Source organism: Burkholderia sp. BKH01 (assembly GCF_025685725.1).
GTDB lineage: Bacteria > Pseudomonadota > Gammaproteobacteria > Burkholderiales > Burkholderiaceae > Burkholderia > Burkholderia pyrrocinia_C.
The window spans coordinates 449,514-476,029 of sequence record NZ_JAOTQT010000002.1 but is presented as its reverse complement, the minus strand read 5'-3'; the positions used below and the strand labels follow the sequence as shown (position 1 = coordinate 476,029).

Sequence of the window (26,516 nt, the reverse complement as noted above, 5' to 3'; positions counted from 1 at the left end):
TCGCCCGCGTTCCGGCCGCATCCGGTCGCCGATCCGGTAAAATTACGCGTTTCAGCACACTAACAAGCCGCGCCGCCGCGCGAGCCGACCCTCGGGGCCCCGCCCGGAGCACGGCCCGCAACGGAGCGCCAGCGCCACGAAGGCTCTTCATGCTTACGTTTCAGCAAATCATCCTGACGCTGCAGTCCTACTGGGACAAGCAGGGTTGCGCCCTGCTCCAGCCCATCGACATGGAAGTCGGCGCGGGCACGTCGCACGTCCACACGTTCCTGCGCGCGATCGGCCCCGAGCCGTGGCGCGCCGCGTACGTGCAGCCGTCGCGCCGCCCGAAGGACGGCCGCTACGGCGAGAACCCGAACCGCCTGCAGCACTACTACCAGTACCAGGTCGTGCTCAAGCCGGCGCCGGAGAACATCCTCGACCTGTACCTCGGCTCGCTCGAAGCGCTCGGCTTCGACCTGCGGCAGAACGACGTGCGCTTCGTCGAGGACGACTGGGAAAACCCGACGCTCGGCGCATGGGGCCTCGGCTGGGAAGTGTGGCTGAACGGGATGGAAGTCACGCAGTTCACGTATTTCCAGCAGGTCGGCGGCCTCGACTGCAAGCCCGTGCTCGGCGAGATCACGTACGGCCTCGAGCGCCTTGCGATGTACCTGCAGAAGGTCGAGAACGTGTACGACCTCGTGTGGACCGAATGGGAAGAGCACGGCCCGAACGGCCCCGAGCTCCGCCGCCTGTCGTATGGCGACGTCTACCACCAGAACGAGGTCGAGCAGTCGACCTACAACTTCGAGCACGCGAACGTCGACCTGCTGTTCACGTTCTTCAACAGCTACGAAGCGGAAGCGAAGCGGATGATCGACGCGCAGCTCGCGCTGCCCGCGTACGAGCTCGTGCTGAAGGCCGGCCACACGTTCAACCTGCTCGATGCGCGCGGTGCGATCTCGGTGACCGAGCGCGCGGCGTACATCGGCCGCATCCGCGCGCTGTCGCGTCTCGTCGCGCAGGCTTACTACGACTCGCGCGAGAAGCTCGGCTTCCCGATGCTCGGCAACCCGCCGGGCGTGCCGGGCCTCACCACCGACGCCCAGGACGCCGCGCAGCCGGCATGGGCACCGCCGCTCAAGGTCGAACGCAAGATCGACCAAGACTGACGAGACGAGATTTCTTCCAAACATGACGCACAATCATCCCGCTCCCCTGCTCGTCGAACTGCTGACCGAAGAGCTGCCGCCGAAGGCCCTCGCGCGCCTCGGCGACGCATTCGCCGAAGGTCTCGCGCAACGCCTCGCGGCGCGCGACCTCGTCGAAGGCGAACTCGTGTGCGAACGCTACGCCACGCCGCGCCGCCTCGCCGTCGTCGTGCAGAACGTGCGCGCCGTCGCACCTGACAAGCAGGTCCGCGAAAAGGTCCTGCCCGTATCGGTCGCGCTCGACGCCGAAGGCAAGCCGACGGCCCCGCTCGCGAAGAAGCTCGCGGCGCTCGGCCACCCGAACCTGTCGATCGCCGATCTCGAGCGCGCGCAGGACGGCAAGGCCGAAGCGTTCTTCATCAACTATTCGGCAGCCGGCGCGACGCTCGCCGACGGCCTGCAGGCCGCGCTCGACGAAACGCTCGCGAAGCTGCCGATTCCGAAGGTGATGACGTATCAACGCCCGGACGGCTCCGACGTGCAGTTCGTGCGCCCAGTGCATCGCCTGACGGTGCTGCACGACGATCGCATCGTGCCCGTCACCGCGTTCGGCATCGACGCCGGCGACACCACGCTCGGCCACCGCTTCCTGTCCGACGGCCTCGTCGCGATCCAGCATGCGCGCGCCTACGCCGACACACTGCGCGACAAGGGCCGCGTGATCGCGCACTTCGCCGACCGCCGCGAAACGATCCGCACGCAACTGAACGAGCACGCGAACAGCGACACGGTCGTGATGCCCGAATCGCTGCTCGACGAAGTGACGTCGCTGGTCGAATGGCCGGTCGTCTACCCGTGCCGCTTCGAGGACGAATTCCTGCAGGTGCCGCAGGAATGCCTGATCCTCACGATGCAGACGAACCAGAAGTATTTCGCGCTGACCGACGTCGGCGGCAAGCTGCGCTCGCGCTTCCTGATCGTGTCGAACATCGAGACGAAGACGCCCGGCGAGATCATCGAAGGCAACGAGCGCGTCGTGCGCCCGCGCCTCGCCGATGCGAAGTTCTTCTTCGAGCAGGACAAGAAGAAGCCGCTCGCCGACCGCGTGCCGCTGCTCGCGAACGTCGTCTATCACAACAAGCTCGGCTCGGCGCTCGCGCGCGTCGAGCGCCTCGAGGCGCTGGCCGGCGAGATCGCGCCCGCGATCGGCGCCGACGCCGCGCACGCGAAGCGCGCCGCGCGCCTCGCGAAGGCCGACCTGCTGACCGACATGGTCGGCGAATTCCCGGAACTGCAGGGCACGATGGGCACGTACTACGCGCGCCACGACGGCGAAGCCGACGACGTCGCGCTCGCGTGCGCCGAGCACTACCAGCCGCGCTTCTCCGGCGACGCGCTGCCGACCACACCCGTGTCGACCGCCGTCGCGCTCGCCGACAAGCTCGAGACGATCGTCGGCATCTGGGGCATCGGCCTCGCGCCGACCGGCGAGAAGGATCCGTTCGCGCTGCGCCGCCACGCGCTCGGCGTGCTGCGCCTGCTGCTCGAGAAGCAGTTGCCGCTCGATCTCGTGTCGCTGCTGCGCACGGCCCACGCGCGCTTCGAAGGCGTGCCGGGCGTCGCCGAATCGACCGATGCAATCTTCGCGTTCTTCATGGATCGCCTGCGCGGCCTGCTGCGCGAGCGCGGCTATTCGGCCGGCGAAGTCGACGCGGTGCTGAGCCTGAACCCGACGCGCGTCGACGATCTCGTCGCGCGCCTCGACGCGGTGCGCGAATTCACGCACCTCGTGGAAGCCGAAGCGCTCGCGGCCGCGAACAAGCGGATTTCGAACATCCTGAAGAAGTCGGAAGGCGGCGCGAACGGCGCGGTGCAGCCGGCGCTGCTCGTCGAAGCTGCCGAGAAGGCGCTGCACGAACAGCTCGCGGCCGTGACGCCGCACGTGCAGTCGCAGCTCGAGGCGCGTGCGTACACGGGCGCGCTGTCGGCGCTCGCCGCGCTGCGCGTGCCGGTCGACACGTTCTTCAACGACGTGATGGTCAACGCGGAAGATCCCGCGCTGCGAGCGAACCGTCTCGCGCTGCTGTCGGCGCTGCACCAGCAGATGAACTGCGTCGCCGACATCTCGAAGCTCGCCGCATAAGGGCCGCACGATGCCGACCAGCCCCAACCGAAAGCTCGTCGTCCTCGACCGGGACGGCGTGATCAACGTCGATTCGGATGCGTTCATCAAGACGCCCGACGAATGGATCGCGCTGCCCGGCAGCCTCGAGGCGATCGCCCGGCTCAACCACGCGGGCTATCGCGTGGTCGTCGCGACCAACCAGTCCGGCATCGGTCGCGGGCTGTTCGACATGGCCGCGCTCAACGAGATGCACCTGAAGATGCATCGCGCGGCGGCCGCGGTCGGCGCGCGCATCGACGCGGTGTTCTTCTGCCCGCATACGGCCGAGGATCACTGCGACTGCCGCAAGCCGAAGCCCGGCATGATGCAGATGATCGCCGAGCGCTTCGAGATCGATCCCGATCACACGCCGGCCGTCGGCGATTCGCTGCGCGACCTGCAGGCCGGTGTCGCGGTCGGCTTCCAGCCGCACCTCGTGCTGACCGGCAAGGGCAAGAAAACGCTCGCTGCCGGCAATTTGCCGCCCGGCACGAAGGTCCACGACGACCTGCGCGCATTTGCGCTCGATTTCCTTTCACACGAACACGAGTGATGCGGCTGCCGCGCGCATCCTCCCTAATGCCAGACTCACGCCGATGCGCTTCGTCCGCTCCCTGCTGCTGCTGATCTACTTCATCCTGTACACGGTGCCGTACGCCACCGCGTGCTTCATCGCGTTCCCGTTCATGCGCCCCGACGCGCGCTACTGGATGGCGGCCGGCTGGTGCAAGTCGACGCTGTGGGTCGTGCGCTGGCTGAACGGCATCCGCTACCGGATCGAAGGGATGGACAACCTGCCCGACGGCCCGGCCGTGCTGCTGTCGAAGCACCAGTCCGCGTGGGAGACGCTCGCGTTTCCGGCGCTGATGCCGAAGCCGCTCTGCTACGTGTTCAAGCGCGAGCTGCTGTACGTGCCGTTCTTCGGCTGGGCGCTCGGGCTGCTGCACATGGTCAACATCAACCGCAAGGAAGGCAAGAACGCGTTCAACTCGGTGATCCGCCAGGGCAAGAAGCGGCTGTCGGAAGGTGCATGGATGATCATGTTCCCCGAAGGCACGCGCACGCCGGTCGGCAAGCAGGGCAAGTACAAGACGGGCGGCGCGCGCTTCGCGATCGAAACCGGCACGCCGGTCGTGCCGATCGCGCACAATGCAGGGCGGGTATGGCCGCGCAACTCGTTCATGAAATTCCCGGGCGTCGTCACCGTGTCGATCGGCAAGCCGATCCCCGTCGACGGGCTGACGCCCGATGCATTGAACTCGCAGGTCGAAGCATGGATCGAAGCGGAAATGCGCCGCATCGATCCCGATTCGTATCGTCAGGCGGGCAACGCCGGCACGCGCGATGCCGCGCGTGTCTGAATCCCGCAGATTGCAGCCGTTGCGTACGTCAAAAAGAAGCGAACTGATGAAACAGCGTCCGCGGCCACGGCCAGCCGTCGTGGCTCTCGATCATCGTCAGATGGATCTGCCGCTCTTCGATGGGCCGGCCGCCGCACCGTCGGCGCCCGCCACGCCGCCGGCGCCGCCTGAAGCGGCGCCCGCCGCACCGCTCGATCCGGGCCCGGCGCCCGACCGCTCGCGCGTGCGCACGTTCGCACTCGACAGCCGCGTGCTCGAATACCGCCTGAAGCGCTCGGCGCGTCGCACGATCGGCTTCACGATCGACGGCAGCGGGTTGTCGATCACCGCGCCGCGCTGGGTCACGCTCACCGACATCGAGGCCGCGATCTCCGAGAAACAACGCTGGATCTTCGCGAAGCTCGCCGAGTGGAAGACGCGCACCGAGCAGCGCGCGCTGCCACAGATCGACTGGCGCGACGGCGCGCAGCTTCCGTATCTCGGCAAGACGGTGACGATCGCGCTCGGCGCGGGCGCCGTCGGGTTCGACACCGATGCGCTGCGGCTCTCGTTGCCGCTGCCCGCGCAGGCCGACATGCAGCAGATCAAGGATCGCGTGCAGGGCTGGCTGCAGGGCGAGGCGAAGCGGATCTTCGGCGAACGCCTCGCGGTCTACGCGGAAAAGCTCGGCGTCACATATTCGATGTACGCGCTGTCGTCGGCCGCGACGCGCTGGGGCAGCTGCTCGAGCGACGGCAAGATCCGCCTGAACTGGCGGCTGATCCATTTCCCGATGTCGATCGTCGACTACGTGGTCGCGCACGAACTGTCGCACCTGCGCGAGATGAACCACAGCCCCGCCTTCTGGCAGACCGTCGAATCGATCTTCCCGGAGTTTCGCGAAGCGCGGCACACGCTCAAGCATCATCCGCCCGAGCTGCTGCCGTCGCTGTAACGCGCGCAGTCTTCGTTTGAAAACGCAAACGGGCGATGCGGGACACCCCGCACCGCCCGTTCGCTCCGCCGCCGCGCGCATCGCGCGCCGCGGCCCGTTCATCCTGCGCTTAGTGCGCCTTCTTCTGGATGAACTCGATCTTGTAGCCGTCCGGATCCTCGACGAAGGCGATCACGGTCGTGCCGTGCTTCATCGGCCCGGCTTCGCGCGTGACCTTGCCGCCTTGCGCCTTGATCTTCTCGCACGCCGCGTAGGCATCCTCCACCGCCACCGCCAGATGGCCGAAGCCGTTGCCGAGATCGTAGGACGGCGTGTCCCAGTTGTGGGTCAGCTCGATCACGGTGCCGGTGCTTTCGTCTTCGTAGCCGACGAACGCGAGCGTGAACTTGCCTTCCGGATAATCATCGCGACGCAGCAGCTTCATGCCGAGCAATTCGGTGTAGAACTTGATCGAGCGGTCGAGATCGCCGACTCGCAGCATCGTATGCAGCAAACGCATGTCGTGTACTCCTGTGGGGCCTTTCCAGAGCCGGAAACTCTACCAGAGTCGGGTGAATTTCGCTGGCGGCGGCCCCGATGCGCAAGCCCATATGGAGCGCGCCGGGTTCCTCGCCATTCCCGGCCCGTTCGTTATCCGGAATATATAGAAATCGATTATTGAAGCAATAGGAATTTAGAAATTCCATGAGTGAAAGCCTCTTGTTAGATTGCGATCTCAACATGAAATACGAGGAATCCATCCATGGCAGCCTATCGTCTCCCCGTTCCCTTGAGTCGCCTGCTCGTCGCAGCGTCCGTCCTGGGCGCATTCGCGGCTCACGCGTCAACGCTCACCCGCGACAACGGCGCACCGGTGGGTGACAACCAGAATTCGCAGACGGCCGGCGCAAACGGGCCCGTTCTGCTGCAGGACGGGCATCTGATCCAGAAGTTGCAGCGTTTCGATCGCGAACGCATCCCCGAGCGCGTCGTGCATGCGCGCGGCGCCGGCGCATACGGCACATTCGTCGCGACGCGCGACATTTCCGATCTCACGACGGCGAAGGTCTTCAATCCCGGCACGCAAACGCCGGTATTCGTGCGATTCTCCAGCGTGATCCACGGCGGAACGTCGCCGGAAACGCTGCGCGACCCGCGCGGCTTCGCGACCAAGTTCTACACGTCGGAAGGCAACTGGGATCTGGTCGGCAACAACCTGCCGGTGTTCTTCATTCGCGACGCGATCAAGTTCCCGGATATGGTCCACTCGCTCAAGCCGGCACCCAACACGAACATTCAGGATCCGGGCCGCTTCTTCGACTTCTTCTCGCATCAACCGGAAGCGACGCACATGATTACGCGCCTCTATTCCGACGCAGGCACGCCCGCGACATATCGCGAAATGGACGGCAATAGCGTGCACGCGTACAAGTTCGTCGATGCGAAACAGCGGATCTCTTACGTCAAATTCCACTGGAAAAGCCTGCAGGGAGAGAAGAACCTGACCGCGCAACAGGCGGAGTCGATTCAGGGCAAGGACTTCAATCACATGTCCCGCGATCTGATCGCGGCGATCGACGCAGGCCGGTATCCGAAATGGGACCTGTACGTTCAAGTGCTGAAACCCGAGCAGCTCGACCGCTTCCCGTTCGACCCGCTCGATGCGACGAAGGTATGGACCGGCGTGCCCGAAACGAAGATCGGCACCATGACGCTCAACAAGAATCCTGACAACGTGTTCCAGGAAACGGAGCAAGCGGCGTTCGCACCGTCGAACCTCGTGCCGGGCATCGAGCCTTCCGAGGATCGCCTGCTGCAAGGCCGTCTCTTCGCGTACGCGGACACGCAGCTTCATCGCGTCGGAACGAACGCGCTGCAGTTGCCCGTGAACCGCCCGCGCGTGCCGGTCGACAACGTCAACCAGGACGGCGCGATGAACGGCGGCAATACCCGCGGCGGCGCGAACTACGAGCCGAGCCGGCAGGCCTCGCTGGCGGCGAACCCTGCGTTCTCGGCCAGTCGCTTGCCGCTTGCCGGCGCGACACAACAGGCTCGCATCGCAAAGACGCTCGACTTCGAGCAGGCAGGCGAGTTCTACCGTTCGCTGACGGCCAGCGAACGCGCGAACCTCGCAAGCAACCTGGCCACCGATCTGAAGCAGGTCAAGAACGACGACGTCAAATACACGATGCTGTCGTACTTCCAGAAAGCAGACGCGGAATACGGGCGTCAGGTTACCGCCGCGCTCGGCGCGGATCAGCGCCGCGTCGACGAGTTGACTGCCAAGCTCACCGACTGACGCGAAACGAAGCGGCGCCGCGCGCGCCGCTTGGTTTCCTCGCCGCGCCTCTCGACCGTGCACGACGGGCCGCGTCGGCCGACCAGCGGCGCGGCCCGCAGCGCGATTCGCGGCGCACGGCGGTACGCCGATCGTGTACCATCGTTCGCCTGCGGAAGCGGATATTCGCTCGACCGCAGACGTTCCCCGTTCCGGCGCCCCGCACGACGCACGACTTGCGGCATGCTCGCCCTCCAACCATTCGACACACTGCCGTGCGAGACCGCCGATCCGAGCGCGCCGGACGCGCCCCCTGCCCGAACCTGCTGGCGCCGTTGCATTCCAGCGAGGCCCGCCGATGACCACGCTTGCCGCCACGCCCACGCGCCGCGCGCTCGACATGCGCGCAGTCGGCCTGATGCTGTTGCTGTGCGCGATCTGGGGCTTCCAGCAGGTCGCGATCAAGAGCACGAACGCCGCCATCGCACCGATGTTCCAGGCCGGACTGCGCTCGGTGATCGCCGCGCTGCTGCTGTGGGGCTGGGCCCGCGCGCGCGGCACGCCGCTGTTCCGCGCGGACGGCACGTTCGGCGCGGGCCTCGCGGCCGGTGCGTTGTTCGCCGGAGAATTCGTCTGCGTGTTCTTCGGACTGACGCTGACGAGCGCGTCGCACATGGCGATCTTCCTGTACACGGCACCCTGCTTCACCGCACTCGGCCTGCACCTGTTCGCGCCGGGCGAACGGCTGCAGCGCGTGCAGTGGGCCGGCGTCGGCCTCGCGTTTGCCGGCATCGCGCTCGCGTTCGCGGACGGCTTCCTGAAGCCGCGCGCGCCGGGCGCATCTGTGCTGGCGGGACTGGCCGGCGACGCGCTCGGCATACTCGGCGGCGCGATGTGGGCCGCGACGACGGTTGTCGTGCGTTCGACGGCGCTCGCGCGCGCAAGTGCGAGCAAGACGCTGTTCTACCAGCTCGCGGTGTCGGCGGTCGTGCTGGTCGCGCTCGCCGCGCTGTTCGGCCAGGTGTCGTTCGCGCACGTCACGCCGATCGCGGTGGCGAGCCTCGCATACCAGTCGGTGGTCGTCGCGTTCGTCAGCTACCTGTCGTGGTTCTGGCTGCTGACGCGCTACAGCGCGTCGCGGTTGTCGGTATTCACGTTCCTGTCGCCGCTGTTCGGCGTCGCGTTCGGCGTGCTGCTGCTCGGCGAATCGGTCGGCTGGCGCTTCATGTCCGCGGCCGCGCTCGTGCTGACCGGCATCGCGCTCGTCAATACGCCGCCGCGCAGGCGGGCGTGACGGCAAGCGGCAGGCGGCCGCCGCACATGCGAAGAAAGGCACGAGCGCAATAAAAGAGCTGCCCCGCGGGGCAGCCTCATCACGACATCCGGCGCAGGCGCGTTACCCGGCCTTGCGCACCGCCGCGAGCGTCTGCGCGACACCAACGTATTCGGCCACGCTCACGTCCTCCGCACGGCGCGCGAGATCGAAGCCGAGCGCATCGAAATCGATCGTCTCGCGATAGTCGCCGAGCGTATTGCGCAGCATCTTGCGGCGCTGAGAGAACGCGGCGGTGACGATTTCGCCGAGCAGCACCGGATCGACGTCCGGCAGTTCATGCGGCTCGTACGGAATCATCCGGACGATCGCCGAATCGACCTTCGGCGGCGGCTGGAACGATTCCGGCGGCACGTCGAGCATCTTTTCCATCACGTAGCGGTATTGCAGCATCACCGACAGCCGCGAAAACGCCTTCGTACCCGGCTCCGCGACCATCCGCTCGACGACTTCGTTCTGCAGCATGAAATGCTGGTCGATGACCACGTTGGCGAACGTCATCAGGTGAAACAGCAGCGGGCTGGAAATGTTGTACGGCAGGTTGCCGACGATCCGCAGCGACGGCTTGCCGCCGGGCGCCGCGAGCGAACCGAAGTCGAACGCGAGCGCGTCGCCCGCGTGCAGTTCGAGCAGCGCGCCGAAGCGCTGTTGCAGGCGCCCGATCAGGTCGCGGTCGAGCTCGACCGCGTGCAGCGGCGCCTCGGGCGTCGCGAGACGCTCGATCAGCGGCCCGGTCAGCGCGCCGAGCCCGGGGCCGATCTCGACCATCCGCTGGCCGCGCGCGGGACCGATCGTCGACACGATCGAATCGATCACGCCGTGATCGACGAGGAAGTTCTGCCCGAAGCGCTTGCGCGCGAAGTGGCCTTGGTGCTGTCTGCTGTTCGACATCGACTGAGTAAAACGAAAAATACGACGAATGGGGTGAGGTCGGGCCGCGTCAGGCGGCGCGGCGATGGCGCGCCATCGTGACGGCCGTATCGAGCGCGGCAATCATGCTGCCCGGATCCGCGCGGCCCGTGCCGGCCAGATCGAGTGCAGTGCCGTGATCGACCGACGTGCGGATGATCGGCAGCCCGAGCGTCACGTTGATGCCCTCGCCGAACGTCGCATACTTCAGCACGGGCAACCCTTGGTCATGGAACATCGCGAGCACGCAATCGGCATCGGCCAGATGGCGCGGCTGGAACAGCGTGTCGGCCGGATACGGGCCGCGCGCGTCGATACCCTGCGCGTTCGCGCGGGCCAGCGCCGGCGAGATCACGTCGATCTCCTCGCGGCCGAGATAACCGTTCTCGCCCGCGTGCGGGTTCAGGCCCGTCACGAGGATGCGCGGCGCGGCGAGACCGAAGTCGCGCCGCAGGTCGCGATCGATGATCGCGAGCGTCTCGACGAGCCCGTCGATCGTCAGCGCGGCCGACACGTCCTTCAGCGGCAGGTGCGTGGTCGCGAGCGCGACGCGCAGCGGCTTGGCGCCGGTGCCCGCCAGCATCATCACGACACGTGGCGTATGCGTGCGCTCGGCCAGGTATTCGGTATGGCCGGTGAACGGCACGCCCGCATCGTTGATCGTGCTCTTCTGCAGCGGCGCGGTAACGATCGCGTCGTACCGGCCTGCCAGCGCGCCGTCGATCGCCGCGTCGAGCAAGTCGAGCACGTACCGGCCGTTCGCCGCGTCCAGCTTGCCCGCCTGCACGGAAGCGGCGAGCGCGTGATGCGCGACCGACACCTGCCCGCCTGCGAGCGTTGCCGGGTTCGCGCCGACCGCCGCCGCGCGCGCGTCGAGCAGCGCCGCATCTCCAAGCACGGTGAAATGCGCATCGGGCCAGCGCTGCGCGGCATCACGCAGCGCCTGCACGGTCAGCTCCGGGCCGACGCCCGCGGGTTCGCCGGTCGTGATCGCGATCTGCAGCGCGGGCGTGGTCATCGGAAGCTCGTTCAGTTCGCCGGGCCGACGCCGCCGATCTTGAACTGCACGTACGACGAGTCGCGCAGCTCGCGCAGCCAGTCGGCATATGCCTGCTCGGCCTTGCGCTGGCCGATTGCCTGACGCGCGATGTCCATCTGCTGCTGCACCGAGCCTTCCGCCTCGCGGCGGTTCAGCACCTGGATCAGGTGGTAGCCGTACTCGGTACGAATCGGCTGGCTGATCTGGCCGTCCTGCAGGTTGTTCATCGCACGCTCGAATTCCGGCACGGTCTCGCCCGGGCTGATCCAGCCGAGATCGCCGCCCTGCGACGCGGAACCGTCCTGCGAGTAGGTGCGCGCGAACTTCGCGAAATCGCCGCCGGCCTCAACCTGGTTGCGGATGTCGGCCAGTTGCTGGCGCGCCTGGCCTTCCGACTTGCCTTCGCCCACGCGCAGCAGGATGTGGCGCACGTGCGTCTGGACGATCTTCGGCGCCGCGGCGGAAGTGCCCTGGCTCTGGCGGCGGTCGACGAGGCGCACGATCTCGAAGCCGTCCGGCACGCGGATCAGCGTCGGGTTGACCTGGCCCGGGCGCAGCTTCGATGCGGCGTCGACGACTTCGGCCGGCAGCGCGCTCGGTGCCTTGAAGCCGAGGTCGCCGCCCTTCTTCGCGTCGTTCGCTTCGGAGTTGTTCTTCGCGAGCCGCTCGAAATCGGCGCCCGACTTCGCTTGCTGCAGCAGCGCGTCGGCCTTCTTCTGCGCGGCTTCGATGTCGGCCTGCGGCGCGTTGGTCGGCGCCTTGATGAAGATGTGCTGGAAGCGCAGGTCCTGCTGCTGCGCCGCGTTCGGCCCGCGCTGGCTCGCGATGTAGTTCGCGACTTCGGCGTCCGACACGGTGATCTTGCCGTCGACCTCGCGCTCCCGCAGCTTCGACAGCATCAGCTCGGTACGCGCATCGCTCGTGAAGATGCTCCAGGGCACGCCTTGCGACTCCAGACGCGCGCGGTACTGTTCGAGCGTCATCCCGTTCGCTTGCGCGAGACGCTGCAGCGTCGACTGCACGGTCGCGTCGTCGATGCGGATCCCGTCGTCCTTGGCCTTCTGCACCTGGATCCGCTCGAGCACCATCTGGTTCAGCACCTGCGCGCGCAACTGGTCGGCCGGCGGCACCGGCGCGTTCTGCTGCTGCAGCCGGCGCGCGATCAGGCCGACGCGCTGGTCGAGTTCGCGGCCCGTGATCACGTCGTTGTTGACGACCGCGACGACTTCGTCGGCGAGCTGCGCACCGCGCGAACCGAGCGCCTGCGCCGCGGCCGGCGCGGCGGCGAGCAGCGCGGCGGACGCGGCGAGGCTGGACACGACTGCCGCGAAACGAAGGGTTTTCTTCATTGCCACTGATACTCCATTGAAATCGTGCTGACCGGTGCAGACAAGCCGGCGTTACTCGTAGTTGCTGAAGCGGGACATCGGCGGCGGCGGCGGCGGCAGCGGCGTGTAGCCCGGCACCCCGGCGCGGAATGCGGACACGAGGCCGTTGTCGACCGTCGACAGGCCCTTGAGCGTCAGTTGCATCATGACGCGCGTCGACGAGTTCTGCTGTCCCGACGAATTTATGCCGTTCGCAGCACGCTGCACTCCGACCCCGAGCGCCCAGCAATCCGCGTCGTATTGTAAGCCGAGCAGACCGTCGACCACGCGATCGCCGGCAAGATCGTAGTTGAAACGGCCGATCGCATACAGGCGGCGCGTGAGCGGCCATTGCGCGGACACCAGGAACTGGTTGATCGGCTGGTTGTCGAGCGTCGTGTTCGAGCGCGTATAGCGGTAGCCGACGTTGATCACGCGGCGCTCGCCCGGGCTGTAGCCGAAACCGATGCTCGACTTCACGAGCTGGTTGTTGTTCTGGTTGTACTGGAACGCCGTCTCCGACATGAAGCCCGAGCCGAGCTTCAGCGCGGCGCCGACGATCAGGTCCGAGTGGCGCGCCTGCACCGCGGTCTGCCCGGAATTCAGCGTGACGCGCTGATCGGCGAAGTAGTACTGCTGCGCGATCACGAAGCGCGCACGCTCGTCGCCGGTGCGCGGATCGATGAAACGCGACGTGAGGCCGGCCGTGATCCGGTTCGCATCGGCGATCCGGTCGTTGCCGACGAACGTGTTCGGCTGGTAGATCTCCGCGAGGCCGAAGTCCGATTCCGCGGTGTCGAACAGCGGCGCGTTCGACTGGTCGCGATACGGCGTGTACACGTAGTACAGGCGCGGCTCGAGGGTCTGGATGAAGTCCTGCCCGAACAGGCGCACCGAGCGGTCGAAGATCAGGCCCGAGTCGAAGGTCACGGTCGGGATCGACTCGGTGAAGCGCTTCGGATTGTTCGGCGTGCCCGACGACAGGTGGTTCAGGTCGTACGACGCGAAGTGGTACTGGACCTTCGGCACGACGAAGTAGCCGGGGCCGTACACGCCGTACGCGATGTACGGGTTGAAGACGATCCGGTCGCCTTCGGTCGCATCGCCCGTCGTGATGCGGAACCGTGAATAGTCGGCTTCCGCACCGAAGTCGAAGCCGCCGACGTTGTACTTCGTGTACTTCACGTTCAACTGCGGCTCGCGGCTGTACGGCGCGATCGACGGCGGCAGCGTCTGCCAGTGCTGGTAACGCGCAAGCACCGACCACGGGCCGTTGTTGTACGTGAGGCCGGCTTCCTGCTGGTACAGCGTCTGCGTCCCGTTGATGAACTGGTTCATCGAACCGAGATCTTCGGGATAGGTGTTGTCGGAGACCTTGTTGTAATAGACGTAGCCGCCGAAGCCGCCGCCGAAGTTCTGCTGGTGCTGCCAGTAGATCGCGTAGCGGTTGCGGTGTGCGAGCCGGTCATCCGGCAGGTAATTGGCCGTAAACGTGCCCGAATACGACGGCGACAGGTAGCGGAACGTCGCTTCGGCCATCACGCCGCGCCGCGAGATGATGCGCGGCGTGAGCGTCAGGTCGCGGTTCGGCGCGATGTTGAAGTAGTACGGCAGCGTCAGCTCGAAGCCGTTGTTCGAGTTCATCGAGAACGTCGGCGGCAGCAGGCCGCTGCGCCGCTCGCCCGACAGCGGGAACGTCAGCCACGGGCTCGCGAAGATCGGCACGCCCTGGAAGAACAGCACGCCGTTGCGCGCGGTGCCTTCGTCGGCGCCCGTATCGAAGTCGAAGCGGCTGCCCTTGATGTACCACGCGGGGTTCGTCGAGCACTGGCACGCCGTGTACGTGCCGTTGACGAACACCGAGCGCTCGTTGTCGACCATGTCGACGCGCTCCGCGCTGCCCGACCCGCCCGTCACGTTGAAGTGGTACTTCGGCGCCGTCATGAAGCCCTGGTTCGCCTCGATCTTCAGATGCGCCTCGGGGCCCGCGAACGACGTGCCGCCATTGATTACCCTGACCTGGCCGTACGCATCGGCCATGTCGGTATCCTGATCGTAGTGGATCGCGTCGGCCTTCACGACGGCGTCACCGCGCCGCAGTTCGGCCGAACCCTTCGCGGCCAGATCCTGGTCGGCCGTGCCGCTCGTGTGGTCGGCGATCACGAAGGCAGCGGGCTTCGAGCCGTCCTTCAGCGGATGATCCTCGAGCTGGGGTGCGAGACGCAGATCCCACGGCGAGTCGAGCGGCTGCGGCTGCGCAGCCGCGCCCGACAGCTGCGCGTACGACACGGCCGGCACGAGGCCGGGCACGGCCAGGAGCGCGAGCGCGAGCCGCCGTTTGCGCGGCGCCCCGTCACCGGGGAAAACATTCGGGAATAGCGGTTTGGGCGGCATCTATCGTTTGGCGAATCGCCCCTTGTCAACCGCGCCTGCACGGCACACTCGCGCACGGCGGGCCGCGCCATCGAACCGCGACTGCGGCTGAGCGCAAACCGGGGAGGCGATCGGGCGGACGGCGCGACAGGCCGCGGGCCTGTACGGCGGAAGCTGACGCGGGGCGCGTCAAAAAAGTCGTGGGGTATTATATGGCAAGACGTTCCCCCCTCCCCCGAGTTTCATGACGCCGCCATCCGCCGCATCCCAGCCCGACGCCCGCCTCGAAGCACTCGCCGCGTGGCTGCACCCGCTCGCCGGGCGCTACGCCCTTGACCTGTCGACCCTCGCGCCTGCGTCGTCCGACGCCAGTTTCCGTCGTTATTTCCGTGTCGCGTCGGCCACGAGCGCCGGCGGCACGCTGATCGCCGTCGACGCGCCGCCGCCCGAGAAGTGCCGCGAGTTCGTCCAGGTCGCGCAGTTGCTCGCCGCGGCCGGCGATCACGTTCCGGACATCCTGGCCCACGATTTCGATGCGGGCTTCATGCTCGTGACGGACCTCGGCCGCACGTCGTACATCTCGGTGCTCGATCCGGCCGACCCGGCCGCCGCGCGACCGCTGATGCGCGACGCGCTCGACGCGCTGATCCGCTTCCAGCTCACGTCGCAGCCCGACGTGCTGCCGCCGTTCGACGAAGCGTTCCTGCGCCGCGAAATGGAGCTGCTGCCCGAGTGGTTCGTCGGCCGCCACCTCGGCAAGCCCGTCACCGACGCGATGCGCGGTACGCTCGACCGCACCTTCGCGCTGCTGGTCGCCAGCGCGCACGCGCAGCCGCAGGGTTTCATGCTGCGCGACTTCATGCCGCGCAACCTGATGGTCTGCGAGCCGAATCCGGGCGTGCTCGATTTCCAGGACGCCGTCTACGGGCCGCTGACGTACGACGTCATGTCGTTGCTGCGCGACGCATTCATCAGCTGGGACGAGGAGTTCGAGCTCGACTGCTTCGCGTATTACTGGGAAAAGGCGAAAAAGGCCGGCCTGCCGGTCGATCCGGATTTCGGCGAGTTCTACCGCCAGCTCGAATGGATGGGGCTGCAGCGCCATATCAAGATCCTCGGCCTGTTCGCGCGCATCAATTACCGCGACGGCAAGCCGCACTACCTGAACGACCTCCCGCGCTTCCTCGCGTATGCGCGCAAGGTCGCGCTGCGCTACCGCCCGCTCGTGCCGTTCGCGAAGCTGCTCGACGAACTCGAGGGCAACGCGCCGGCCGACGTGGGCTATACGTTCTGACCGTCCTGACTGCCCTGAAACCCAGCCGAACATGAGCGACACCCTGACCACGGCGATGATCTTCGCCGCCGGGCGCGGCGAACGGATGCGCCCGCTGACCGACACCCGCCCGAAGCCGCTGCTCGAAGCGGGCGGCAAGCCGCTGATCGTCTGGCAGATCGAAGCGCTCGCTCGCGCGGGCATCGAGACGATCGTGATCAACCATGCGTGGCTCGGCGAACGGATCGAGACCGCGCTCGGCGATGGTTCGCGCTGGGGCGTGCGGCTCGCGTATTCGGCCGAGGGCGAAGCGCTGGAGACCGCCGGCGGCATCGCGCAGGCATTGCCGCTGCTGGAACACGACGGGCGGTCGACGGTGTTCGTCGCGGTGGCCGGCGACGTGTTCGCCGAGTTCGATTACCTGAAGCTCGCCGCCCCTGCCGCGCGCATGGCGGCGCTCGACGCGCCCGCGATGCATCTCGTGATGGTGCCGAATCCGCCGTTCCATCCGGCCGGCGACTTCGTGCTCGGTGGCGACGGGCGCCTGTCGCTCGACGGCGGCGAGCGCGTCACGTTCGGCAGCATCGGCCTGTACGACACGCGAATGTTCCGCGATCTCGCGCCCGGCACGCGACGCGCACTGACGCCGTACTTCCGCGCGACGATCGAAGCCGGCCGCGCGAGCGGCGAACTGTACGAAGGCATCTGGGAGAACGTCGGCACGCCCGCGCAGCTCGGCGAGCTCGACGCGCGGCTGCGCGCCGCGGGCTGACCGGACGACGGACGGACTAGCGACGCGGCGCCGCGTCGTGCCGCTACGCTGCCCGCGCACCCTTCCGGCAGACCGCCCTGCGTTCCCGCTGCGCGCCATCGCGCGCAGCATCGCCGCTCATACGGCCTCGGCTTCTTCCCCGCCCGCCGCCGCGCGCTGCTGCTGCAGCGCCCACATCTGCGCATACAGCCCGTCCGCGCGCACGAGTTCGTCATGCGTGCCGCGCTCGACGATCCGTCCGTGATCCATCACGAGGATCTGCTGCGCGTGCACGACCGTCGACAGCCGGTGCGCGATCACGAGCGTCGTGCGATGCCGCGCGATCTGGTCGAGCTCGTGCTGGATCGCGCGTTCCGAGCGCGAATCGAGCGCCGACGTCGCTTCGTCGAACAGCAGGACGGGCGGATCCTTCAGCAGCGTGCGCGCGATCGCGACGCGCTGCTTCTCGCCGCCCGACAGCTTCAGCCCGCGCTCGCCGACCGGCGTGTCATAGCCCTTCGGCAAGCTCTCGATGAAATCGTGGATGTGCGCGGCGCGCGCGGCCGCGACCACCTCGTCGCGGGTCGCGGTCGGCCGGCCGTACGCGATGTTGTAGTAGATCGAGTCGTTGAACAGCACGGTGTCCTGCGGCACGATCCCGATCGACGCGCGCAGCGAATCCTGCGTGACGTCGCGGATGTCCTGGCCGTCGATCCGGATCGCGCCGCCCGCCTGCCGGTCGAGATCGTAGAAGCGGAACAGCAGGCGCGACAGCGTCGACTTTCCGGAACCGCTGTGACCGACCACCGCGGTCGTCGTACCCGCGTCGATCGTAAACGTCACGTCATGCAGGATCGACCGCGCCGGCTCGTAAGAGAAGTTCACGTGCTCGAAGCGCACCTGCGCGCCGGCCACCGCGAGCGGCCGTGCATCGGGCAAATCCGCGACTTCCTTCGCGGCCGACAGCAGCCCGAACATCCGGTCCATGTCGGTGAGGCTCTGCTTCAGCTCGCGATAGACGACGCCGAGAAAGTTCAGCGGAATATAGAGCTGCAGCATGAACGTGTTGATCAGCACGAGATCGCCGAGCGTCAGCTTGCCCGCGAGCACGCCTTGCGTCGCACGCCACAGGATGAACACGAGCCCCGTGCCGATGATCGCCTGCTGGCCGAAGTTCAGCACCGACAGCGAGTTCTGCGAGCGGATCGCCGCCTTGCGATAGCGCTTCAGGTTCTCGTCGTAGCGCTGCGCTTCCCACTCCTCGTTGCCGAAGTACTTCACCGTCTCGTAGTTGATCAGCGAATCGATCGCTCGCGAGTTCGCGCGCGAATCGAGTTCGTTCATCGTGCGGCGAAAGTGCGTGCGCCAGTTGGTGACCTTCACGGTGAACACGATGTACGTGACCAGCGCCGCGAACGTCACGTACGCGTAATAGGCCTCGTACTTGACCACGAAGAAGCCGAGCACGAGCCCGACCTCGACGAGCGTCGGCAGGATGCTGTACAGCGAATACGAAATCAGTTGCTGGATGCCGCGCGTGCCGCGCTCGATGTCGCGCGACATGCCGCCCGTCTGGCGCTCCAGGTGAAACCGCAGCGACAGCCCGTGCAGGTGCCGGAACACCTGCAGCGCGAGCTGGCGCACCGCGCTCTCCGTGACCTTCGAGAACAGGATCTCGCGCAGCTCGGTAAACAGCGACGTCGACAGCCGCACGAACGCATACGCGACGACCAACAGGCCGACGCCGCCCGCGAGCACGATGCCGGCCGACTGTTCGGCGCGGCCGAGCGCGGTGATCTGCTGCACGTAGGACAGGTGGTCGACGATGCGCTTCATCACGACCGGCACGCCGAGGTTCGCGACCTTCGCACCGATCAGGCAGGCGAGCGCAAGCGCGACGCGCCATTTGTAGGTGCTCAGGTACGGCAGCAGCGACCGGATGGTCTGCCAGTCGTTGCGGGGCCCGGTCGAAGCCGGCGCGGGCTCGCCGGAAGCAGGAAATCGGCGCATGGGGGGAAGGATCGGCGGCGGTGCCGGACGCTTTCATCGGCGGCCGGCTCGCCCGCTTTCTCGTACAATTTGCGAACGTTGTATTGTCGCAGAAGCCGCTTCGCGCCGCTGCCGGCGCCCTTGCCGGCCAGCCTGCGCACGGCGGCGAATTTATTACAGGATGAAAGCCTCCGCCATGACCGATTCGACCCTCGAACTTCCGCAAAAGCAGCCCGCGCTGCGCGTCGTCCCGCAACCGCACGATGCGAACGTCCACGGCGACGTGTTCGGCGGCTGGATCATGTCGCAGGTCGACATTGCCGGTTCGATCCCCGCGAGCCAGCGCGCGAACGGCCGCGTCGCGACGGTCGCGGTCAACTCGTTCGTGTTCAAGCAGCCCGTGTTCGTCGGCGACCTGCTGAGCTTCTACGCGACCATCATGCGCACCGGCAACACGTCGATCACGGTCGACGTCGAGGTGTACGCACAGCGCATGCGCCTGATGGGCGAAATCGTGAAGGTTACCGAAGCGACGCTCACGTACGTCGCGACCGGCCCCGACCGCAAGCCGCGGCAACTGCCGCCGCTCTGACGCTCCGACGGACAAGCGCCGCGCTGCGGCGCGGCACGCGGCCCGTCAGTGCGTGGCCGTGAGCCCGAACTCCCGCATCGCGGGCAGGAAATCATGATTCAGCTTCGGCTTGCGCGACAGCTTCACCAGCACGTAGCGCTGGAACGGCGCGAGCCGCTGCCACTGCGCGAGCGCGGGCGCGGACAACCCGGCCAGCGCGCTCTGCTGCACGAGCGACTCCGGCACCGTGTCGGTGGCGCGCCAGGTCGGCTGCTCGTCCGGCTGGAACCACGATGGTTCCAGATCGGCATGCGTGCGCAGCATCTCGAACAGCGCGTGATCGAAGTTGGGCTCGATCGCGGTGTCGTCGTCGGCCGGGAAGCGCGCGAGCAGCTTGCGGTCCTCGAGCGGCAGCAACTGCCATTGCTCGAGCGAAATCCGCAAACCGAAGCGGTCGAGGTTGAAACGCACGATCATCGGGATGTACGTGAAATTTTCCGACGAATCGTGTTCGAAGTTGAATAGCAACGGAGCGTCGCTGAGTCCCATGGTCGTTACCTGACGTGGCGGATGCCGGCGCGGCCGGCCTGCCTGAGGTATTTTAGAACCTCTGCGCGCGGGCGGCGGACACGATTGTCGCCGGCCGCGCCTCGAATCAACGGGAGTGCTCGTGAATCCGACCGAATCCGACGAACTGCGCGACCAACTGCGCGCCGAACCGCGCGGCGCGATCGAACTGTCCGTGCGCCGCACGCGCGGCGGCGCCGTCGAAACCGCGCACGACTACGTGGGCCAGGAATGGCCCGTCGCACTCGTCTTCAACGGCATCTCGCACGCGGTGATGATGTGCACGCCGTGCGACCTCGAAGCGTTCGCGGTTGGGTTCGCGATCTCGGAAGGAATCGTCGCGCGCGGCAGCGACATCAAGGACATCGAGGTGATCCTGCACGCCGACGCGCCGCTGCCGCACGCGGAAGTGCACCTGGAAGTCGTCCAGCAGGCGTTCGCCGCGCTGAAGGACCGGCGCCGCGCGCTCGCAGGGCGCACCGGTTGCGGCGTCTGCGGGATCGAAAGCATCGACCTGCTCGACCTCGCGCCCGAACGCGTACCCGACACGGGCTTCCTCGCGCGCCTCGCGCCCGACGCGCTGGCGCGCGCGGCGCATGCGCTGCCGGCCCACCAGGCGCTCACGCAGCTCACGGGCGGCCTGCATGCGGCCGCGTGGTGCGATGCATCAGGCGCGATCCGGATCGCGTTCGAGGACGTCGGCCGCCACAACGCGCTGGACAAGCTGATCGGTTCGCTCGTGCTGTCGCGCGCCGACGCGACCGACGGCTTCGTGTTCCTGTCGAGCCGCGCGAGCTACGAGCTCGTGCGCAAGGCCGCACGGGTCGGCATCCCGATGGTCGCGACCATCTCCGCGCCGTCGTCGCTCGCGATCGAGATCGCGAAGGCGGCCGGCCTGCGGCTCGTCAGCTTCTGCCGCGAAACCGGCCACGTGGATTACGGCACCGCGTGAGCGCTCGCGGCGGGCGCCTTGCCCGCCGGTTCGGGAACCGCGCCCGGCAGTTCGTCCGCGGCGGCCGGCGGGAGCGCCTCGCATGCCGCGTCGCTCGTCGGGTTTCCGAGGTAATCCGCCCAGAGCTTGCGGTCAGTGTCATAGAGCTTGCAGCGGCGGGCCGTGTCGAAATACCAGCGCCAGCTGAAGCGCTGCACGACAATCCGCCCGGGCAGCATGTCTTCCAGTTTTGCCTGCGCGGGCTTGAGCCGGTACAGCGGCACGCTCATGTCGACGTGATGCGCCGTGTGCTCCATGATGTGGTGCAGCAGGCCGCCGATACCGAACGGGAACGTCAGGTGCAGCGTGGTCGACACGAACGGCGCGGCATTAGACCATTCCGCGCGGTTCGCGTGCCACGCGATGCGCGGATCGGTGTGGTGGACATACACGACGAAGCCGATCATCGAGCACCAGAACAGGAACGGCACGAGCACGGCGGTTGCGAGCAGCAGCGCAATGGGCTGCCGTGTCGCGACCGCCACCCAGACGACGGCGGCGATCCACACGGCCGCGAAGCCCGTCACCAGCAGGCAGTCGCGCCGGAACACGGGCCGCGACGTACCGATATAGGTCCTGGTCGGGAAATACATCCGCAGCCACCAGATCTCGACGAGATAATAAAGCCCCGGCGCCCAGCCGCTTCGGTAGATGCGATCCAGCAAGCGGCGCGCCGGCGCCAGCGCGGCGTATTCCGCCGGGGTGTGGGGCGCCCACACGAAGTCAAAGCCCTTCAGGTTCGTATAACCGTGGTGCACGACGTTGTGCCCGACTTCCCACAGGCTGTATGGCGTCAGCGACGGCAGGAATGCGATGCGGCCGAGCCAGCGGTTCAGCCGGCGATCGGGCGTCAGGCTCTGGTGACACGCGTCGTGCCCGATGATGAAGAGCCGCCCGGTAACGAAGCCGGCGGCCATCCCGCAGACGATCTTGCCGATGATCGACGGAATCAGCAGCGCCCCGGCGAACGCCGCGAACAGCAGCAGGTAGTCGAGCACGAGCAGCGCGATCGGGCGCACGATCTCGCGCGTGGCGAACGGCACGAGCCACGCGCGGATGACCTTGCGATGCGGGATCGGCTCGTCGGCACGAACCGGTGTCTGGGAATCGTTGTTGATCATGATGCGCAAAGGCGCGCGAACCGCACGCCCGAAAGGAAAATGGCCGTGCGACGGGCACGGCGCGGAAGGGCGGACCAAACACGGCCCGGGCCGGTTAACGCGACATCATGTTCATGCTGACGTTGTGCATCACCCACAGCGTCCCGAAGATCAGGATCAGCGCGGTGAGCACCGTGTAGCTGAACGCCATCACGTTCCAGCGCTGGCTGGACGACGTGTTCATGTGCAGGAAGCACACGAGGTGCACGAGAATCTGCACGAACGCGAGCACCGCGAGCGCGATGAGCGCCGCCCTCGGCGCCAGCACGCCGCCCGTCACGAGGCCGAACGACGCGGCCGTCAGCAGCACCGACAGCACGAAACCGACGATGTAGCCGCCGGCCGTGCCGTGCGCTTCATCGTGGTGGATGAGTTCCGAATGAGCCATTTAGATCACGCCCGCGAGATAGACGAAGGAGAACACGCAGATCCAGACGATGTCGAGGAAGTGCCAGAAGAGGCTCAGGCAGGTGAGGCGCCGGAAGTCGCGTTCCGTCATGCCGGGGCCACGAGCGATCTGCACCACGAGCACGACCATCCACAACAGGCCCACCGCCACGTGCAATCCGTGCGTGCCGACCAGCGCGAAGAACGCCGACAGGAACGCGCTGCGCTGCGGGCCCGCGCCTTCCGCGATCAGGTGCGAGAACTCGCGCAGTTCCATCGCGAGAAACGCAGCGCCGAGCACGAACGTCACCGCAAGCCAGACGAACACGGTGCCGCGTCGGCGGCGCTGCGCGCCGAGCATCGCGAAGCCGTACGTGATGCTGGACAGCAGCAGCGCGGCGGTTTCGAGTGCGACGCCCGGGATATCGAACAGGTCCTTCGCGGTCGGCCCGCCCGCAAACTGGTGGCCGAGCACCGCGAACGTCGCAAACAGCGACGCGAAGATCACGCAGTCGGTCATCAGGTACAGCCAGAAGCCGAACACCGAATGCGACGGCGGATGGTGGTGCGCCGCCGGTTGATGGCCGGCGCCCGCGAGAGATTGATACGACATCAGTTCGCCTCCAGTTCGGCTTGCGGCGCCGGTGTGCCGATCCGCACGCCCGCGCGTTGTTCCTCGATCGTACGGACGGTATCCGCCGGAATGTAATAGCCGTCGTTGTCCTGTGCGCTGTACAGCACCACCGTCGCGACGATGCCGACGAGCGCGGCGATCGCGAGCCACCAGATGTGCCAGACGAGTGCGAAGCCGAGCATCAGGCTGAAGAGGCCGACGAAGAAACCCGCACTCGTGTTCGACGGCATGTGGATATCCCGGTACCTGACGTTCTTGCCGAGGCCGAGCCCGAGGCCCTTCGCCTTGCGATACGCAAGCTCGTCGAGTTCATGAACGTTCGGGATCACCGCGAAGTTGTAGACGGCGGGCGGCGAACTCGTCGCCCATTCGAGCGTGCGGCCGTTCCACGGATCGCCCGTCGCATCGCGATACTGCGGCTGGTTGCGATTGCGCCAGCCGACCCACACCGACGCGACCTGACACAGCACGCCGATCGCGATCAGCGCGACGCCGAGCGCGGCGGCGACCAGCCACGGATGCCAGGCCGGGTTGTCGTAGTGGTTGAGCCGCCGCGTCATGCCCATGAAGCCGAGCACGTACAGCGGCACGAACGACGCGTAGAAGCCGAGGAACCAGCACCAGAACGCGCGCTTGCCGAACTTCTCGTCGAGCCTGAAACCGAACACCTTCGGGAACCAGTAATGCACGCCCGCGAAGTAGCCGAACACGACGCCGCCGATGATCGCGTTGTGGAAGTGCGCGATCAGGAACAGGCTGTTGTGCAGCACGAAGTCCGCGCCGGGAATCGCCATCATCACGCCGGTCATGCCGCCGAGCGTGAACGTGACCATGAAACCGATCGTCCACAGCACGGGCGCCGTGAATTCGATGCGTCCGCGGTACATCGTAAACAGCCAGTTGAAGATCTTCACGCCGGTCGGAATCGCGATGACCATCGTCATGATGCCGAAAAACGCGTTGACGTTCGCGCCGGAACCCATCGTGAAGAAATGGTGCAGCCACACGAGGAACGCGAGCACCATGATCACGCACGATGCATAAACCATCGTCCTGTAGCCGAACAACGGCTTCTTCGCGAACGTGGCGATGACTTCCGAATAGATGCCGAACGCGGGCAGCACGAGGATGTACACCTCCGGATGCCCCCATGCCCAGATCAGGTTCAGGTACAGCATCGCGTTGCCGCCGGCATCGTTCGTGAAGAAGTGCATGTCGAGGTAGCGGTCGAGACCCAGCAGCGCGAGCGCGACCGTCAGGATCGGGAACGTGGCCATGATCAGCACGTTCGAGCACAATGCGGTCCACGTGAACACCGGCATCTTCATCAGCGTCATGCCCGGCGCGCGCATCTTGATGATCGTCACGAAAAAGTTGATCGCCGTGATCAGCGTGCCGACGCCCGAGATCTGCAGCGCCCACAGGTAGTAGTCGACGCCGACGCCCGGGCTGAACTGCAGCTCCGACAGCGGCGGATACGCGAGCCAGCCCGTCTGCGCGAATTCGCCGATCACGAGCGAGATGTTCATCAGGATCGCGGCCATCGCCGTCATCCAGAAGCTCAGCGAGTTCAGGAACGGGAACGCGACGTCGCGCGCACCGATCTGCAGCGGCACGATCAGGTTGAAGAACGCGACCAGCAGCGCCATCGCCATGAAGAAGATCATGATCACGCCGTGCGCGGTGAAGACCTGGTCGTAATGATGCGGCGGCAGGTAGCCGGGGCCGTTGTACGCGAGCGCGAGCTGCACGCGCATCATCACGGCGTCCGCGAAGCCGCGCAGCAGCATCAGCACCGCGACGACCAGGTACATCACGCCGATCTTCTTGTGATCGACGGACGTCAGCCATTCGCTCCACAGCCATTTCCATCGGCCGGTGACCGTCAGCGCGGCGACGAGGCCCAGCACGACGAGCCCCATGAAGGCGCTCGCCCCCATGATGATGGGCTGATCGAACGGGATCGCCGATAGTGTGAGTTTGCCGAACATGCGTTACCCCTTCGTCGTGCAGGCGGCATCCTTCGGGTCGAGGACGTGGCCGTTGTTGTATTTCGCGATGATGTTGTGAAACAGCTTCGGATCCACCGACGAGAAGTAGCGCACGGGCGCCTTCTCGCTCGGCTGCGCGACCGCGCCGTATGCGGTCATGTCGAGCCGGTCGGACGACGCCTTCACCTTCTGCACCCACGCGTCGAACTGCTCGCGCGGCTCCGCGAGCGTGCGGAACTTCATGTCGGAGAAGCCGCGGCCGCTGTAGTTGGCGGACACGCCCGCGTAGCTGCCCGCCTCGTCGGCGATCAGGTGCAGGCGCGTCTGCATGCCGGCCATCGCATAGACCTGGCTGCCGAGCTGCGGGATGAAGAACGAGTTCATCACCGAGTCCGACGTGATGCGGAAATTCACCGGCGTGCCCACCGGAATCGCGAGCTGGTTGACCGACGCGATGCCAAGCTCCGGATAGATGAAGAGCCACTTCCAGTCGAGCGCGACAACCTCGACATCGATCGGCTTGACCGACGATTCGAGCGGCTTGTACGGGTCGAGCTCGTGCGTCGTCCGCCAAGTGAGGATGCCGAGGAACAGGATGATCAGCGTCGGCACCGTCCAGATCACGACTTCGATCGCGGTCGAGTGCGACCAGTTCGGCGCGTAGGTTGCGTTGCGGTTCGACGCGCGGTAGCGCCACGCGAAGTAAAGCGTCAGCAGGATCACCGGCACGACGACGATCAGCATCGCCCACGTCGCCGTCGCAATCAGCGATTTCTCGGCGACGCCCACCGCGCCCTTCGGATCGAGCACGTGAAGGTCGCTGCACCCGGCGAGTGCCGCCAGCAGCCCGATGGCGGGCGCCGCACGCGCTCCGCCGGTGATTCGTCCGATCATTGTTCGTTCGCCTGATTGTCGTTGAGAAGAGCCGGCCGTATGCCGCCATCGCGCGACGCATCCGGCCGCGGCGACCTGTGCGCGAACTGTACGGAAAAATGCCGCAGTGCAACTTGACGGCGGACAAGCTTTGCCGAGGTGAGCCGGAACCGCCCCGAGCGAGGCGAGTCGGTGCGCGGGCACCCGCATACGATTGCCGGCGATGGCCGACGGCGCAACGGATAGGGGGCCGTCGCTCAGGCACCGCGGATAGCGGGCGGCAATGGCGAAACGGGAAACATGTCGGCGCTGCACCGCGACACGAGAGACGCCGGCCGCGGCATCACGCCACGCCATCGTCGACACCGACGCGCGTATCGAGTGCAATATGGCCGCGGAACGGCGCAGGGGAACGCTGAACGCCGCGCGAACGCACAGCGGCGCAGGTTCGAGCCGACG

The 26,516-nt window shown here is 66.7% G+C and carries 23 protein-coding genes; 11 read left to right on the top strand and 12 right to left on the bottom strand.

Annotated features, from left to right (window positions below; translation table 11 throughout):
* Window positions 1–149 precede the first annotated feature (149 nt).
* From glyQ to OEJ37_RS05065, 5 genes are read left to right on the top strand one after another with little or no spacing between them, the layout of a single operon-like run.
* Entirely contained in the window at window positions 150–1,154 is a 1,005-nt protein-coding gene (gene glyQ, locus OEJ37_RS05085) for a glycine--tRNA ligase subunit alpha (protein ID WP_263343393.1), read from the top strand.
* 22 nt (window positions 1,155–1,176) lie between these two features.
* Window positions 1,177–3,276, top strand: a complete 2,100-nt coding sequence (gene glyS / locus OEJ37_RS05080; RefSeq protein WP_263343392.1) for a glycine--tRNA ligase subunit beta — start codon at window positions 1,177–1,179, stop codon at window positions 3,274–3,276.
* Between the two features lie 10 nt (window positions 3,277–3,286).
* Window positions 3,287–3,850 (top strand): D-glycero-beta-D-manno-heptose 1,7-bisphosphate 7-phosphatase, encoded by a 564-nt coding sequence (gene gmhB, locus OEJ37_RS05075; protein WP_152860704.1) that lies wholly within the window; start codon window positions 3,287–3,289, stop codon window positions 3,848–3,850.
* Between the two features lie 43 nt (window positions 3,851–3,893).
* Complete coding sequence (locus OEJ37_RS05070) at window positions 3,894–4,658, top strand: lysophospholipid acyltransferase family protein (RefSeq protein ID WP_152860702.1); 765 nt, start codon at window positions 3,894–3,896, stop codon at window positions 4,656–4,658.
* A 46-nt stretch (window positions 4,659–4,704) separates the two neighbouring features.
* Window positions 4,705–5,592 (top strand): M48 family metallopeptidase, encoded by an 888-nt coding sequence (locus OEJ37_RS05065; protein WP_174419747.1) that lies wholly within the window; start codon window positions 4,705–4,707, stop codon window positions 5,590–5,592.
* Window positions 5,593–5,701: 109 nt separating this feature from the next.
* Here the strand turns inward: OEJ37_RS05065 and gloA are convergent, their stop codons facing one another.
* Window positions 5,702–6,091, bottom strand: a complete 390-nt coding sequence (gene gloA / locus OEJ37_RS05060; RefSeq protein WP_152860698.1) for a lactoylglutathione lyase — start codon at window positions 6,089–6,091, stop codon at window positions 5,702–5,704.
* 243 nt (window positions 6,092–6,334) lie between these two features.
* On the opposite strand from gloA, the gene OEJ37_RS05055 reads away from it, so the two are divergent.
* Window positions 6,335–7,870, top strand: coding sequence for a catalase (locus OEJ37_RS05055; RefSeq protein WP_174419746.1), 1,536 nt, complete (start codon window positions 6,335–6,337; stop codon window positions 7,868–7,870).
* Between the two features lie 337 nt (window positions 7,871–8,207).
* Entirely contained in the window at window positions 8,208–9,143 is a 936-nt protein-coding gene (locus tag OEJ37_RS05050) for a DMT family transporter (protein WP_175919135.1), read from the top strand.
* A gap of 102 nt (window positions 9,144–9,245) precedes the next feature.
* Here the strand turns inward: OEJ37_RS05050 and rsmA are convergent, their stop codons facing one another.
* From rsmA to OEJ37_RS05030, 4 genes are read right to left on the bottom strand one after another with little or no spacing between them, the layout of a single operon-like run.
* Window positions 9,246–10,073, bottom strand: a complete 828-nt coding sequence (gene rsmA / locus OEJ37_RS05045) for a 16S rRNA (adenine(1518)-N(6)/adenine(1519)-N(6))-dimethyltransferase RsmA (protein ID WP_263343390.1) — start codon at window positions 10,071–10,073, stop codon at window positions 9,246–9,248.
* A gap of 49 nt (window positions 10,074–10,122) precedes the next feature.
* On the bottom strand, window positions 10,123–11,109 hold the full coding sequence (gene pdxA, locus OEJ37_RS05040) for a 4-hydroxythreonine-4-phosphate dehydrogenase PdxA (protein ID WP_263343388.1): 987 nt from the start codon (window positions 11,107–11,109) through the stop codon (window positions 10,123–10,125).
* An 11-nt stretch (window positions 11,110–11,120) separates the two neighbouring features.
* Window positions 11,121–12,479: a peptidylprolyl isomerase gene (locus tag OEJ37_RS05035; protein ID WP_263343385.1), complete on the bottom strand. Its 1,359-nt coding sequence runs from the start codon at window positions 12,477–12,479 to the stop codon at window positions 11,121–11,123.
* A gap of 51 nt (window positions 12,480–12,530) precedes the next feature.
* Window positions 12,531–14,891, bottom strand: a complete 2,361-nt coding sequence (locus tag OEJ37_RS05030) for an LPS-assembly protein LptD (RefSeq protein ID WP_174419741.1) — start codon at window positions 14,889–14,891, stop codon at window positions 12,531–12,533.
* 223 nt (window positions 14,892–15,114) lie between these two features.
* On the opposite strand from OEJ37_RS05030, the gene OEJ37_RS05025 reads away from it, so the two are divergent.
* Both OEJ37_RS05025 and murU read left to right on the top strand, forming a co-directional pair.
* On the top strand, window positions 15,115–16,164 hold the full coding sequence (locus OEJ37_RS05025) for an aminoglycoside phosphotransferase family protein (RefSeq protein ID WP_263343383.1): 1,050 nt from the start codon (window positions 15,115–15,117) through the stop codon (window positions 16,162–16,164).
* A gap of 31 nt (window positions 16,165–16,195) precedes the next feature.
* Window positions 16,196–16,915: an N-acetylmuramate alpha-1-phosphate uridylyltransferase MurU gene (murU, locus tag OEJ37_RS05020; RefSeq protein ID WP_263343382.1), complete on the top strand. Its 720-nt coding sequence runs from the start codon at window positions 16,196–16,198 to the stop codon at window positions 16,913–16,915.
* 117 nt (window positions 16,916–17,032) lie between these two features.
* Here the strand turns inward: murU and OEJ37_RS05015 are convergent, their stop codons facing one another.
* On the bottom strand, window positions 17,033–18,904 hold the full coding sequence (locus OEJ37_RS05015; protein WP_174419738.1) for an ABCB family ABC transporter ATP-binding protein/permease: 1,872 nt from the start codon (window positions 18,902–18,904) through the stop codon (window positions 17,033–17,035).
* A gap of 175 nt (window positions 18,905–19,079) precedes the next feature.
* On the opposite strand from OEJ37_RS05015, the gene OEJ37_RS05010 reads away from it, so the two are divergent.
* Complete coding sequence (locus tag OEJ37_RS05010; protein WP_027789162.1) at window positions 19,080–19,475, top strand: acyl-CoA thioesterase; 396 nt, start codon at window positions 19,080–19,082, stop codon at window positions 19,473–19,475.
* Between the two features lie 45 nt (window positions 19,476–19,520).
* Here OEJ37_RS05010 and OEJ37_RS05005 read toward each other — a convergent pair whose 3' ends face one another.
* Entirely contained in the window at window positions 19,521–20,003 is a 483-nt protein-coding gene (locus tag OEJ37_RS05005) for a nitrate reductase associated protein (RefSeq protein ID WP_047898989.1), read from the bottom strand.
* A 115-nt stretch (window positions 20,004–20,118) separates the two neighbouring features.
* Here OEJ37_RS05005 and fdhD point away from each other — a divergent pair, with 115 nt between their 5' ends.
* Complete coding sequence (fdhD, locus tag OEJ37_RS05000) at window positions 20,119–20,973, top strand: formate dehydrogenase accessory sulfurtransferase FdhD (RefSeq protein WP_263343381.1); 855 nt, start codon at window positions 20,119–20,121, stop codon at window positions 20,971–20,973.
* Here the strand turns inward: fdhD and OEJ37_RS04995 are convergent.
* The 5 genes from OEJ37_RS04995 to cyoA all read right to left on the bottom strand — a co-directional run bounded on the left by OEJ37_RS04995 (window position 20,958) and on the right by cyoA (window position 26,078).
* Window positions 20,958–22,133, bottom strand: coding sequence for a fatty acid desaturase (locus OEJ37_RS04995; RefSeq protein WP_263343379.1), 1,176 nt, complete (start codon window positions 22,131–22,133; stop codon window positions 20,958–20,960). The two genes, fdhD and OEJ37_RS04995, sit on opposite strands and share 16 nt — an antisense overlap.
* Window positions 22,134–22,227: 94 nt before the next feature.
* Window positions 22,228–22,560 carry a cytochrome o ubiquinol oxidase subunit IV gene (cyoD, locus tag OEJ37_RS04990; RefSeq protein ID WP_072443486.1) on the bottom strand — a complete coding sequence of 111 codons (333 nt, stop codon included), beginning with the start codon at window positions 22,558–22,560 and terminating at the stop codon, window positions 22,228–22,230.
* Window positions 22,561–23,172, bottom strand: a complete 612-nt coding sequence (cyoC, locus tag OEJ37_RS04985; RefSeq protein ID WP_034178993.1) for a cytochrome o ubiquinol oxidase subunit III — start codon at window positions 23,170–23,172, stop codon at window positions 22,561–22,563.
* The gene (gene cyoB / locus OEJ37_RS04980; protein WP_263343375.1) at window positions 23,172–25,184 is read right to left on the bottom strand and encodes a cytochrome o ubiquinol oxidase subunit I; all 2,013 of its coding nucleotides are present in this window, start codon (window positions 25,182–25,184) and stop codon (window positions 23,172–23,174) included. The genes cyoC and cyoB overlap by 1 nt, the downstream gene beginning before the upstream one ends.
* A 3-nt stretch (window positions 25,185–25,187) precedes the next feature.
* Window positions 25,188–26,078, bottom strand: coding sequence for a ubiquinol oxidase subunit II (gene cyoA, locus OEJ37_RS04975; RefSeq protein ID WP_174419734.1), 891 nt, complete (start codon window positions 26,076–26,078; stop codon window positions 25,188–25,190).
* Between the last annotated feature and the right edge of the window lie 438 nt (window positions 26,079–26,516).